The sequence below is a fragment of the Stenotrophomonas sp. GQ19 genome, from assembly GCF_059758695.1.
Map to the genome: position 1 here is coordinate 197654 of NZ_JCAXES010000005.1, position 12397 is coordinate 210050.

Annotated in this window: 13 protein-coding genes; 1 reads left to right on the forward strand and 12 read right to left on the reverse strand. The window is 69.1% G+C overall.

Going from position 1 to position 12397, the window contains the following annotated elements; all coding sequences use genetic code 11:
- Positions 1–13: 13 nt before the first annotated feature.
- From AC6CHL_RS11970 to AC6CHL_RS12025, 12 genes are read right to left on the reverse strand one after another with little or no spacing between them, the layout of a single operon-like run.
- A complete protein-coding gene (locus tag AC6CHL_RS11970; RefSeq protein WP_448134726.1) occupies positions 14–2458 on the reverse strand; it encodes an MMPL family transporter in 2445 nt (814 codons plus the stop codon).
- A complete protein-coding gene (locus tag AC6CHL_RS11975) occupies positions 2451–3077 on the reverse strand; it encodes an outer membrane lipoprotein carrier protein LolA (protein WP_498294509.1) in 627 nt (208 codons plus the stop codon). The genes AC6CHL_RS11970 and AC6CHL_RS11975 overlap by 8 nt, the downstream gene beginning before the upstream one ends.
- Positions 3074–3496: an acyl-CoA thioesterase gene (locus AC6CHL_RS11980; RefSeq protein ID WP_038685540.1), complete on the reverse strand. Its 423-nt coding sequence runs from the start codon at positions 3494–3496 to the stop codon at positions 3074–3076. Before AC6CHL_RS11980 ends, AC6CHL_RS11975 begins: the two co-directional genes overlap by 4 nt.
- The gene (locus AC6CHL_RS11985) at positions 3483–5030 is read right to left on the reverse strand and encodes an HAL/PAL/TAL family ammonia-lyase (protein ID WP_128096727.1); all 1548 of its coding nucleotides are present in this window, start codon (positions 5028–5030) and stop codon (positions 3483–3485) included. Before AC6CHL_RS11985 ends, AC6CHL_RS11980 begins: the two co-directional genes overlap by 14 nt.
- Entirely contained in the window at positions 5020–5967 is a 948-nt protein-coding gene (locus tag AC6CHL_RS11990) for a lysophospholipid acyltransferase family protein (RefSeq protein ID WP_498294511.1), read from the reverse strand. Before AC6CHL_RS11990 ends, AC6CHL_RS11985 begins: the two co-directional genes overlap by 11 nt.
- On the reverse strand, positions 5964–6767 hold the full coding sequence (locus AC6CHL_RS11995; protein WP_498294513.1) for a glycosyltransferase family 2 protein: 804 nt from the start codon (positions 6765–6767) through the stop codon (positions 5964–5966). The genes AC6CHL_RS11990 and AC6CHL_RS11995 overlap by 4 nt, the downstream gene beginning before the upstream one ends.
- Positions 6760–8445, reverse strand: coding sequence for an ApeI family dehydratase (locus AC6CHL_RS12000; protein ID WP_498294514.1), 1686 nt, complete (start codon positions 8443–8445; stop codon positions 6760–6762). Before AC6CHL_RS12000 ends, AC6CHL_RS11995 begins: the two co-directional genes overlap by 8 nt.
- Positions 8438–8989, reverse strand: coding sequence for a COG4648 family protein (locus AC6CHL_RS12005; protein ID WP_498294515.1), 552 nt, complete (start codon positions 8987–8989; stop codon positions 8438–8440). The genes AC6CHL_RS12000 and AC6CHL_RS12005 overlap by 8 nt, the downstream gene beginning before the upstream one ends.
- Before the next feature lie 22 nt (positions 8990–9011).
- Positions 9012–9269: an acyl carrier protein gene (locus AC6CHL_RS12010; protein ID WP_038685533.1), complete on the reverse strand. Its 258-nt coding sequence runs from the start codon at positions 9267–9269 to the stop codon at positions 9012–9014.
- 19 nt (positions 9270–9288) lie between these two features.
- Positions 9289–9549: a phosphopantetheine-binding protein gene (locus AC6CHL_RS12015; RefSeq protein WP_447596080.1), complete on the reverse strand. Its 261-nt coding sequence runs from the start codon at positions 9547–9549 to the stop codon at positions 9289–9291.
- Positions 9536–10339, reverse strand: a complete 804-nt coding sequence (locus AC6CHL_RS12020; protein ID WP_463601955.1) for a lysophospholipid acyltransferase family protein — start codon at positions 10337–10339, stop codon at positions 9536–9538. Before AC6CHL_RS12020 ends, AC6CHL_RS12015 begins: the two co-directional genes overlap by 14 nt.
- A complete protein-coding gene (locus tag AC6CHL_RS12025) occupies positions 10332–11066 on the reverse strand; it encodes a beta-ketoacyl synthase chain length factor (RefSeq protein WP_448134732.1) in 735 nt (244 codons plus the stop codon). Before AC6CHL_RS12025 ends, AC6CHL_RS12020 begins: the two co-directional genes overlap by 8 nt.
- A gap of 105 nt (positions 11067–11171) precedes the next feature.
- Between AC6CHL_RS12025 and AC6CHL_RS12030 the strand changes: the two genes are divergently transcribed.
- Entirely contained in the window at positions 11172–12194 is a 1023-nt protein-coding gene (locus AC6CHL_RS12030) for a chorismate transformation FkbO/Hyg5 family protein (protein WP_498294517.1), read from the forward strand.
- Positions 12195–12397 lie beyond the last annotated feature (203 nt).

The following is a 12397-nucleotide window of genomic DNA, read 5'->3' on the forward strand; positions in this document are numbered from 1 at the left end:
AAACACGCGGTGCTCAGTGCGGTGCGTCGTGCGGTGGCGGGCGGAACAGCGGCGAGATGATCCACACCAGGCCGATGCCGAACAGCAGGGTCAGGCCGAACGCGCGCAGTGCCGGCGTGGCCGACAGGCCCAGCAGGCCGAACGACAGCCAGGTACTGGCCGCGCCCACGCACACCGCCAACCACGCACTGGCATCACCGCGGTGTTCGATCAGGAAGATGCCGTAGTCGATGCCCATGCCCAGCAGCAGCATCAACGCCAGCACGTTGAACAACTGCAGCGGCTGGCCGAACAGGCCCAGCAGGGCCAGGGTCAGCGCGCCGGCCACCAGGGTCGGGGCGAACACGCGCCACGCCTGCGCGCGGTAGCGCCAGTACAGCACCGCGAACACCAGCACGATGCCCACCAGCAGCAGCCCGCTCATCAGCTTGCGGTAGTGCTTGAGCAGCGAGGAGAAATCGGCGGTGCGGTCGACCCAGCGCACGCCATCGATGCCCTTGGCCTGGGTTTCAAGCAGGGTCAGCGCATCGGCGCGTGACAGGTCATCGACCATCACCACGGTGGCCAGGCCCGCACCGACCTTGCCCAGCCACAGGTGGTGGAACGGCATCGCCGCCGGGGAGGCCAGGAAGGCGTCGGCGTCCAGGTCGCGACCGGCGTAGTCCGGGCGTGACAGGGTTTCGCCCACCGCCTGGCCGACCTTGCCCAGTACCTGCGGCTCGACCGTGGCGGTCAGCGCGGCATCGGCGTGCTGGCGCTGCACCGAGGGCAGCCAGTCGCTGATCGCGCGGTACCCGCCGATCTGCTTGTTGGCCGCCAGCACGCGCAGGCGTTCGATCAGCGCCTCTTCGCGCTGCAGCACCTGTTCGGCACTGTCGCCCTGCACCAGGTAGAACTGCGCCGGGCTGGGCATGCCCAGCATCTGGCTGATGCGGATCTGCTGGTCGATCAGGCTCTTGGGCGAGGACTGCAGGCTGCGCAGATCATCGTTGCTGTCCAGCCGGGCAATGCCCACGGCCGACAACAGCGCCGCCACGCCCAGGAAGATCGCGGCCTTGCGCCCGTGCAGGCGCGGCCAGCGCTCCAGCGTGCCGCCCAGCCAGCGCGAGAAGCCGGTGGTGCGGATCTCGCCGCCGTCCAGCCACGGGAACCAGAAGATCACGGTGAGGAAGGCGGCGGCCAAGCCGACCACCGAGAACAACGCCATCTGGCGCAGCCCCGGGAACGGTGCCAGGCCCAGGGCAAGGTAGGCCAGCGCGCTGGTCAGCAGCGCCAGCCACAGGCCGGGCAGCAGGTGCCGCAGCAGGCGCCAGCGGCGGTCGGCCGGCTCGGCTTGGCGCGAGGCGAACCAGTGGATGCCGTAGTCCTCGGCCACGCCCACCAGCGACGCGCCGAACACCAGCGTGAGCACGTGCACCTTGCCAAACACCAGCACCGTGACCGCCAGGGCCACGCCGCAGCCGATCAGCAGCGAGGCTGCCACCAGCAGGATCGGGCGCAGCGACCGGAAGGCCAGCCACACCAGCAGCAGCACCGCGGCCAGCGAGCCCCAGCCGATCGTATTGATCTCCCAATTGGCCTGCACCGCCGCCGCTTCCGCATGCAGCGGTACACCGGCGCGCAGCACTTCCAGGCCGGGGGCCTGCTTGCGGGCCGCCGCGGCGGCCTGGTCCAGCAGCAGGTCGATGTGGCGTTCGCCGTCGAGCTGGAACGCCGAACCCACGGTGTCGTACTGCACGATCGACCAGTGCTTGCCGTCGGCTTCGAGCAAGCCGTCATCGCCCATCTGCAGGCCCGAGCCGAGCGCGCGTTCCTGCCACCACTGCGGCCACAGCGACAGCGGGTCCTGCCGCCACTCGGTCAACCGCGGCGCGCCCATCGGGCCGTACAGGGCGGCCAGCGCGGCGTCGGCCAGGCCATCCACCGGCTCGGTCTGCAGGCGTTGGCGTTGCTCACTGGTGAGCAGGCGGTCGCGGTACGGCGCGTAGAACGCACGCGCCTGTTCGAACCACCCTTCGATGGAGCCGCTTTCCTGCAGTAGAGCGGGGCTCTGCCCCGCTGGAACGTCACCTGCGGCAGGCAGCGGGGCAGAGCCCCGCTCTACGGCGGCTGGCGCGTGAGGCAGCGGGGCAGAGCCCCGCGCTACGTTGGTTGATTTTGGGGTGATGGTGGCGCGGAAGGCGGCCTCGGCGGCCTTGGTCTGCGCGGCGTCGGCGCTGCCCAGCAGCACCACGATCTGGCGCGCGTTGGCATCGGCGATGCGCCGGGTGACGTCGGACAACAGGCGGTCGTGTGCATCCTGCGGCAACAGCGCCAGGATGTCGGTATCAATCCGCGACTCGCTCTTCCACAGCTGCCACTGCTGCACGCCCAAGCCCAGCAGCACCAGCAGCCACAGCACGGCCAGCCAGCGCCAGATGCGCTGCAGGCGGCCGTTCGACTTCAGTGCGTCATTCAAACTTGCCGCCCTCTTCCGCACTCAACGCAGCCGGCGTTTCGCTCATGCCGGTGAAGTGGATGCGGGTGACATCCTGGTTGGCCTCGGTGATCTCCACCTCGCGCACGTAACGGTCGCCCTGCAGCTTCAGCCCGGTGAACACCTTGCCCAGCATCGCCGAGCGCGGGCTCAGCTGCATGCTCCAGCCGTTGTTCGCCTTGGCCTCCACCTTCACCGTGAACTGGGCCGACAATGCCTGCGCGTCGCCGCTCATCAGCGCGAACATGATCGCGTTGACCGAGCGCATCGCCGGCTGCTGGCGGCCGTCCAGCTCGACCCGGCTGCTGCCATCGCGCTGGCGGCTGAGGATGCGGTCACGGGTGACCACCACTTCGGACGGGAACGGCTTGAGCGTGGTCCAGACAACGCCGTGGTCCTGGGCCAGCACGAAGCGCCCCTGCGAACGCAGCGGGTTCTTGAAGCCGGCCACCTGCTTTTCCTGGCTGAACTCGCCCCGCAGCACGCCCACCTTGGCCACGCGCTGCTTGACCAGATCCACATCGGCAGCGGGGGCGGCAAGCACCGGCGCGGCCACGACCAACGACACCAGCACGACCAGCGTGCGCAGCACAGCGTTCATTGCACTTCCACTCCCAGACGGTCCCACAGCACGCGCGGGCACAGGTACAGCATTTCATTGGTGGCCGCGTCGACCGCCACTTGGATGGTGTGGGCACGGGTCAGCACCTGGCCACTGTCGGCGTCGAAGATCTCGTAGGCGATCTTCAGCCGGTTTTCCCATTCGGTGATGGTGGCGCGCACGCGCAGCGCCTGCCCGTACAGCAGCGGCCGGATGTACTTCACCCGTGCGTCCACCACCGGCCAGATGTAGCCGGATTCGCGCATCTGCGGGTAGTCGTAGTCGTACTGCTGCAGCAGTGCGCAACGGGCAACTTCAAAGTACTTGAAGTAGTTGCCGTGCCACACCACGTGCATCGGGTCGCAGTCGTGGAAGGTGGGCGACAGGCGCACCTCCAGGCTCAGGTCAGGGCTGGTCATACAGGCTCCAGCGCTGGCCACGGATGTCATCGAGCAGTGCGCGCAGCTCACCGTCCAGCGCGCGGTCTTCCTCGACCAGCGCGATGCGCGCGCACAGGTCCTGGTACATCGCGTCCAGTTCGCCGTGCAGGATAGCCTTCATGCCTACCCGCTGGCGCAGCGCCACGCCTTGGCGGGCGGTGATCAGCAGCGCGGCAACCACCTGCTCGGTCAGTTCGATCACGCGCAGGCAGTCGCGCGCGGCGATGGTGCCCATGCTGACCTTGTCCTGGTTGTGGCACTCGGTGGAACGCGAGAACACCGAGGCCGGCATGGTCTGCTTGAGCGCCTCGGCGGTCCACGCCGACACGCTGATCTGCAGCGCCTTCAGCCCGTGGTTGATCGCCGCGCGCTCACCGGTGGCCGCCGACAGGTTGGCTGGCAGGCCGTGGTTGTAGCGCGCGTCCACCACCAGTGCCATCTGCCGGTCGAGCAGGTCGGCCAGGTTGGCGATGGTGTTCTTCAACGCGTCCATTGCAAAGGCGATGTGCCCGCCGTAGAAGTGGCCGCCGTGCAGGATTCGCTCGCCGTCGGCGTCGATCAGCGGGTTGTCGTTGGCGCTGTTGAGTTCGGTTTCGATCAGCTGGCGCATCAACGGCAGTGCGTCCTGCACCACGCCGATCACGTGCGGGGCGCAGCGCAGCGAGTAGCGGTCCTGCAGGCGCTGTTCGTTGCGCGGCGGGCGGTCGCTGTGCAGGTCCTGGCGCAGGCGCGCGGCGATCTGCATCTGGCCCGGGTGCGGCTTGGCGGCGAACAGCATCTCATCGAAATGGTGCGCGTTGCCGTCACTGGCCAGCACGTTGAACGCGGTCAGGCGGGTGGCCAGCCTGGTCAGGTAGTCGGCGCGGTCGTAGGCCAGGCAGGCCAGCGCGGTCATCACCGCGGTGCCGTTCATGATCGCCAGGCCTTCCTTGGGACGGAGCCGCAGCGGGGTCATGCCGATCTCGGCCAGCACCTCGGCGGCCGGGCGGCGCGCGCCCTGGTACATCACCTCGCGCTCGCCACACAGCACCGCGGCCACGTAGGACAGCGGGGTGAGGTCGCCACTGGCGCCGACCGAGCCTTCGGCCGGGATCAGCGGCAGCACGTCGTGGCGCAGCAGCGTGGCCAGCCCGTCCAGCAGCGGATGGCTGACCCCGGACATGCCGCGGACCAGCGAGGCCAGGCGCGCGGCGATCACCGCGCGGGTCTCCTGCGGGTCCAGGAACCGGCCCAGGCCGCAGCCGTGGTAGGTGAACAGATGGTGCGGCAGTTCGGCCACCAGCGCCGGCGGGATGTTCACCGTGCACGAATCGCCGTAGCCGGTGGTCACCCCGTAGATGACGCCGTCCTCGCGCAGCAGGCGGTCGAGGAAGTCGGCCCCCTTCTGGATGCGCGCCTGGAAGGCCGGGTCGTCGCTGACCACGGCCTGGGCCTGGCGCTGCGACAGCGCGACCACGTCTTCGATGGTCAGTGGCGCATCGCCGAAGCGGATATCGGGTGACTTACTTGCCATGAGATGCCTGATCCCAGAAGGGGAAGAAATTGAACCAGTCCAAGGGTGCCTGGGTGACCTGAACTTCCAGCCACCGGGCGAAATGTTCGGCCTGCGCGGTCAGCGCGGCGTCACGCGACCCGCGCGGCAGCACGATGCGGTCGCTGAAATGCTCGAAGCGCACGCGGTAGCCGTCGCCGTCGTGCAGGCAGGCCATGGTGTACACCGGGCAGGCCAGCGCCGAGGCCAGCACGTAGGCGCCGATCGGGAACTGCGCCACGTGGCCCAGGAACGGCGCCGGCACGGTGCGCCCGCCGCGCAGCGGCACGCGGTCGCCAACGATGGCCACGAAGCCGCCGTCGTTGACCCGCCGCTGCAGTTCCACCGCGGTGGCCGGGCCCATGTCGGTGACCTGCATCAGTTCCACCGATGCCAGCGGATCCAACCGCTGCATCAGCCGGTTGAAGCGCTGCGCGTGCGCGGTGTGCACCAGCACGGTGATGCGGAAACCGGGGACCTGTTCGGCCAGCACCTGGCACAGTTCCAGGCAGCCGATGTGCGCGGTGAGGATCAGCCCGCCCTCGCGGCGCGCGATCTTCTCCAGCATCAGGTCGCGCTGCAGGCGGATGTGGCTGGGCGGATAGCGCCCGCCCAGGCCGAGCAGCTTGTCCAGCAGGGTGTCGGCAAACAGCGCGAAGTGCTTCAGGCTGGTCCAGCGCCCGGGCACGCCACCCAGTACGCCGGTGTGCGCCTGCAGCCGCTGCAGGTACTGCAGCGACGACTGCCGCGCCACGCGGTTGCCCAGCCAATGGCACAGCACCACCGGGTACACGCACAGGCGGAACGGCCAGCGCCCGAACCAGCGGTGCACCCAGCACAGGAACAACACCCCGGCGGCCGAGGTGGTTTCGCCCAGGTCGGCCCAGTGTGGGGCGTTAGCCGGTGCCGGTGCGGTCATGCGCGTGGTGCTCCGGCCCGCGGCGCACCGGTGATGCGCCGCCACAGCAGGCGCGGCGCGCGCCACAGCATGCCGAAGAACAGGCGGGTGTGCATGCGGCTGATGCGCACGTTGTCGCGCCACACATCGAAGTGCGACACGCCATCGCTGGGATAGGTCACCCGCGTAGCCAGGCTGATCACCGGCACGTCGCGCCAGAACAGCCGCACCAGGATCTCGCTGTCGAAATCCATGCGCCGGCCGATGGTCTCCTCGCCCACCAGCGCCGTCACCGGTGCCAGCGGGTACAGCCGGAAGCCGCACATCGAATCGCGGATCTGCAGCGACAGCGTGTTGATCCACACCCAGATGTGGGTGGCGTAACGGCCGTACAGACGCGCCTTGGGCACGCTGTCGTCGTAGGCCGGAATGCCGCAGATCACCGCGTCGGGATGCTGCCGCGACAGGGCAACGAAGCGCGGGATGTCGGTCGGGTCGTGCTGGCCGTCGGCATCGATCTGCAGCACGTGGCTGTGGCCACGGCGCGCCGCCTCGGCAAACCCGGCCAGCATCGCCCCGCCCTTGCCCTGGTTCACCGGCAGGCGCAGCAATGTGACCTGCGCGGGGTATCCCGCCGCGAGGGCATCCAGCGCCTGCGCGCACGCGGGGTGCGAGCCATCATCCACCAACAGGCACGGCAGCCCGCTGGCCAGCACGCCGCGCACGACGGCGCCGATGGCATGCTCATGGTCGTAGACCGGAATCACCACCAGCGGCGCAAAGGGCGCAGCCGGGGGACCAGCGCGAAGAGTGTCAGACATCGCCGAACACCACCCGGCCACTGGCATGCACGCCGTGGTCGGAGACATAGCGGAAGCTCAACACCGACTTGGCCGCATCCCAGCCCAGGGTGAGCTGCAGGCAATCGCCGGGGCGCGCCACGTGCTGGAATTTCAGCGCGTCCATGCGTTCGAAGCGCGGTGGCATGGTGAACACATCGCGGGCGTAATGGATGGCCCAATCCAGCTGGACCACGCCCGGAAGAATCTTGGCCTGCGGGAAATGCCCGTCGAAGGCGATCAGGTCCGGGTCCAGCGGCAACAGCAGCGCTGCCGTGTCGGGCTCGCGCCGCTCCCATTGGACCACCGGGAACTGCGGCCGGAACAGCGCTGCCAGAGCGGCGAAGGTGACCTTGCCCTGTGCGTTCAACGGCAGCGCGTCGACGAAGCGCCAGCGCCGCGGCCGGGTCACTGCATCGTGGCTGCTGGCCAGGTGCGCGCCCAGCGCCTGCGCCTGGCGGCGTCGCTGGGCGTCGTCCCAGCCGGCCGCGTCGGCCTGCTGCGGCACCACCACGGCGGCCAGCTGTTCGCGCGCGCCCGGCAGCACCAGCACGCGCACGTCCTGTACCGCCGGATGCGCGCGCAGCTGCTGTTCCAGCGCGTCCAGCGATACCCGGCGTTCTTCGATCTTGACGATGCGGTCGGCCCGGCCGAGCAGGCGGAAGCTGCGCCCGGCGTCGGCCTCCACGCGGTCCTGGGTCTGCCACCAGTCGGTGTTTTCCAAGTGCGGCGAGGACACTGCCAGGCAGCCGTCCTGGATGCGCCAGGCCACGCCGGGCAACGGGTGCCACTGCGGCTGCCCGGCGCTCCAGCGGCGCCAGGCGATACCGCCGGTTTCGCTGCTGCCGAACACCTCGGTGGGGGCCACGCCAAGCAATGCCCGCGCCTGCAGCGCGGCCTCTTCGGGCAGCGGACCGCCCGAGGAAAACACCGCGCGCAGCGGACCCTGCAGCGAGGACCAGTCCAGTTGTTCGGGCAGGCGCTTGAGGTGGGCCGGGGTGGCCACCAGCACCGACGGCTGCCGCGCCAACGCACTGACCAGGTCTTCATGGAAGAACCGGCGCGGCTGAATGGCGCGGCCGGCGGCCAGCGGCCACAGCACGCGGAACAACAGGCCATAGATATGCTGGTGCGAGACGGTGCCGTGCACCTGGGTGCCTTCCAGCTGCTCGCCGAACGCGGCCTGCAGCGCCTCCACTTCACGCGTGAGCTGGCGCATGCGCTTGACGATCGCGCTGGGCGCGCCGGTGCTGCCGGAGGTGAACACCACCAGTTCCAGCTGGTCTTCGTCCAGCGGCAGCAGTTCGCCCTCGACGTCGACGTCGGCATCGGGCTGCAGCGGGGCGTGGTGCGCGGGCACGTCACCTGCAAACCCGGCCACGCGCGGGCGCAGCGCATCCAGCGTAGCCGGCAGGTTGTCCCCGCCCAGGAAGACCCGCTTGCCGGCGTGCCAGGCGCCCAGCAGTGCGGCGGCAAAGGCCAGGGTGTCGTCGAAGTACAGGGCCCAGTCGCGTCCCGGCGCACGGGCGAACGCCTGTTGCCAGCGCATCACCTGCAGGCGGAAGTCCGGGTGCAACACCGCGCCGTGCTCGGCTTCGCCCACGATCCGGCCGGGCCGTGGCGACACCGCCAGCTGGTCCAATGCGATCCACTCAACCATGCGCGTGCGCCGCTTTCACCCGTCGCCGCACCAGCCACTCGCCACCAAACAGAGCACCCATCATCACGTACGCCAACAATCCGTTGTACAGCGCCCAGACCTGGTTGGACGCCCACAGCGCCGTGGCCAGGGCCAGACTTCCGTTGAGAACAAAGAAGCCGCACCAGATCCACGTGACGCGACGGGTATAGATCACGGCGAACGGCGGCAGGTCCGGCTCACTCAGCCGCGCCAGGCGCTCCACCGCGCTGGGCGGGAACCGCAGGCTGGTGGCAAAGATCACCAGCATCACCGCGTTCACCAGCGCCGGGTACAGCTTCAGCGGCAGGGCCTCGTTGAAGGCCGTAGCCACCAGGGCCAGCACCCCGGTGCCGAGGGCGGCCACCCACCACACCGGCTGGCGGGTGGTGAGCGCGCGCAGCGCGGCCAGCCCGAACAGCAACAGCGACAGCCAGCGCGGCTCGAACCGGCCCAGCGACAGGTACACCACCAGCGGGTATGCCAGCGACAGCAACGCAAACGCCGCGACGCGCACCCGGACCATGGTCAGTGTCCTGCGGCAGCCGTCAGGCGGCTGCTTGACCGGGCAGCAGCCCGTGCACCACGTCGACGATGTCCTGCACGGTACGCACGGCCTTGAAGGCCTCCGGCTGCAGGTTGCGGCCCAGCAAGGGCTTGAGCTGCACGATCAGGTCGACCGCGTCGATGCTGTCGATGTCCAGGTCGTCGTACAGACGGGCCTGGGGCGTGATGCGCGCCGGTTCGATCTCAAAGCTGTCCTTGAGGATCTTGACGATGCGATCGAAAAGTTCGTTCTTGGTCATGGCAAATCCTGACGCGCCGTTACGACGACTGGCGTGCGGCGACAAACTCGCCCAGGGCACGCACGCTGGAGAAATGGCGACGGGTCTCTTCCGAATCCGCAGACAGGCTGACACCGTACTTTTTCTGCAGGGCCAAACCAAGTTCAAGTGCGTCAATCGAATCCAACCCCAACCCCTCGACGAACAAGGGCGCTTCCGGGTCGATGTCTTCGGGAGTGATGTCTTCCAGCGACAGCGATGAAATGATCAATTCCTTGATCTCGTGCTCAAGTGCCTGCACGGCTTGGTTCTCCAGCGAAGTCAAAGTAATGGGCAAGATGATCGGTCACGCGCCGGGCCGCCAAGGCATCCCCCCTGGGCGTGTCGCCGGCCACCGCCAGGAACGGGGCGATCGGGAGATCTTCCCCGACTTCCAGCTGAACGTGAAAACGCCGTGATGGCACACGATACCATTTCTGGCCCTTGGTCAGGGTAGGCGGGGTGCAGGTGATCCTGACCGGGGTTATGTCCAGGCCACCGCGGACGGCGATGTTGGCCGCCCCGCGCTGCAGGCGCAGGGGCTGGCCGGGCACGGTGCGGGTGCCTTCGGGGAAGATGACCAAGGTGCCGCCGGCCTTGACCGCGGCGATGCAGTCATCGATCAGCCCCGCACCATCCTCATTGGACACATACCCTGCCGCCCGCACCGGGCCGCACATGAACGGGTTGCAGGCCACGGCCCGCTTGACCACGCAGTCGGCATTGGGCAACTGGGCGATCAGCAGGACCACGTCGATCAGGGTCGGGTGGTTGGCCAGGATCAGCAGTCCGTTGCGCTGAAGACGTTCAGCCCCGCGGATTTCATAGGTCATCACGCCCAGCCGGTGCATCAGGCCCACGTGGCTGGCGAAGCTGAGCTGGACCAACCGGCGCGCCAGCGTGCGGCGCCGGACCGGGTTGCGGACCAGGAACAGCAGCGGGAACAACACCCCGCCCAGCACCAGGCCGCCGATGCCGAACACGGCAAAGCTGAGCCCGGTGCCGAACACCCGCCAGGCATGGTTGAGACGGCCGGGACCGCGCTCAGCCATGGCGTTGCCAGGTCCATTGCTGGCCATCGGCGGCCAGCGTCAGGGTTGGATCGCCGGCCAACAGGAAGCGCAGCGCATCCAGACCGTGGGGCAGTGCGCCGGCCGGGCTGTCGGCCCCGGCCGCGCCCCAGCCCAGCGAGAGCCGGGTGCCGGGGCGATCGGCCCGGGCCAGCCGCCAGCACCAGGCGTAATAAGGATCGGGCTCGTCGGCGAAGCCGGCATACACCGGCGGCAAGGGCGATTCATACACGATCACCCGCACCTCGTCGGCGCCATCGGCCAACAGGCCGTAGGCCTCCACGCAGGCGGTTTCGACCGTGGCGCGGCCGGCGGCCAGGGCCAGGTAGTTGCCGCGGTGGCCGCGGGCGATGGAATACAGCGCGGCCACCGCGTTGTGTACCGACAGGCCGAACGCGGTCGGGGACATGCCGTGGTCGGCGCCCAGGCTGTCGAGCAGTTCCATCGAACGGGCCACGTCGCCATGGCGCGAGGCGAACACCAGCGGCACCTGGCCGGCGTCGTCGGGCTGCTCGCACCAGCACGCGGCCTGGATGGCCATGCGGCCCAGCCGCTCGATGCGGCGTCGTTGCATGGCCGGGACCTCGGCCAGCGCCGGGGTGTCATCGCCCTGCGGCAGCGCGGGCGCCTGTGCCCAGGCCTGCCACTGTTCCTTCGAGGTCAGTCCCGGTGCCCAGGCCGACCAATCCACCACTGAGAACTCGATCATTCACGCCAACATGTTGATGGGCACCAAGGCATCGCAGCGCACCGCCGTAAAAAGGAGCGCACGCTATCATGACACCCTTGGCACTGGCAGCTTTCACAATCTGAAATGAGCAGCACGATCCACGACGCAACGGCCCCGGCGGTCGCTTTTCCCCCAGGGGCGGCGGTGTTCAGCGCCGGCTACCTGCCGGCAGCGCTGCGCGAGGCCGCCCTGGCCGACCCGTGCACCCTGGCGGTGTTCGGCTTTGGCGCGCCTGCGACCTTCCCGGGCAACGATCCGCGCTGGCTCCAAGTGCCCCTGGCCGAACACGGTCCGGCGCAGGTGGAAGTCTGGCGGGGCGCGACGCCGGTGCAGTCGGGCGTCACCGACGGAGTGCGCTGGTCGCACAATGCCGCGCTGCTGTTCGGGGTGCTGGAGATCGACGAAGCCGAGGGCGACATCGAGACGGCCGCCGCCGACGCCTATGCGCGGATGAGCAGCTTCCTGGCGCACTGTGGGTTCCCGCACCTGCTGCGGACCTGGAACTACCTGGACGCGGTGACCGAAGGCGACGGCGACCAGGAACGCTACCGGCGCTTCTGCGTGGGCCGGGTGCGCGGGCTGCGCGAGCTGGACGAAGCGGCCCTGCCGGCCGCGACCTGCATCGGTCGCTTCGACGGGCACCGGCGCCTGCAGGTGTACTGGCTGGCCGGCCGCGAACCCGGCCTGCCCCTGGAAAACCCCCGCCAGGTAAGCGCGTTCCGCTACCCGCGCCAGTACGGCCCGCAGTCGCCCAGTTTCTCGCGGGCGCTGCTGGCACCGGCAGCAACCGGGCTGCCGCTGCTGCAGTCGGGCACGGCGGCGATCGTGGGCCATGTGTCCCAGCACACCGGCGCCGTGGAAGACCAGCTGCGCGAAACGCTGACCAACCTGCAGAGCCTGGTGGACGCCGCCCGACGGCAGCGTCCATCGCTGGCCGCCCAGCTCGGCGCCGATTCGGTACTCAAAGTGTATGTGCGGCGTGCCGAAGACATGCCGGCGGTGGCCGCCCAGATGGCCGCGTTACCCGGCCCACCGGCCTACGTAGTGCTGCACGCCGAAGTCTGCCGGGCCGAACTGCTGGTCGAAATCGAAGGCCTGCACGCCTGATACACGCTCGGCCGCGTCCTGCGTAGAGCCGACCGTTGGTCGGCTGCTCTCGACCCTTCTTTTGCGTCTGGCTCGTCCAACCGACGATGCACACTTTGCGGGGCGAGGGTGGTCAGATCCTGCCGGGACCGTTGAGCGGCATGGATGCCGCTCACGAGCCCCCAAGGATGGGTTCACGGCGTGTCCCGGCAGGGTCTGACCAC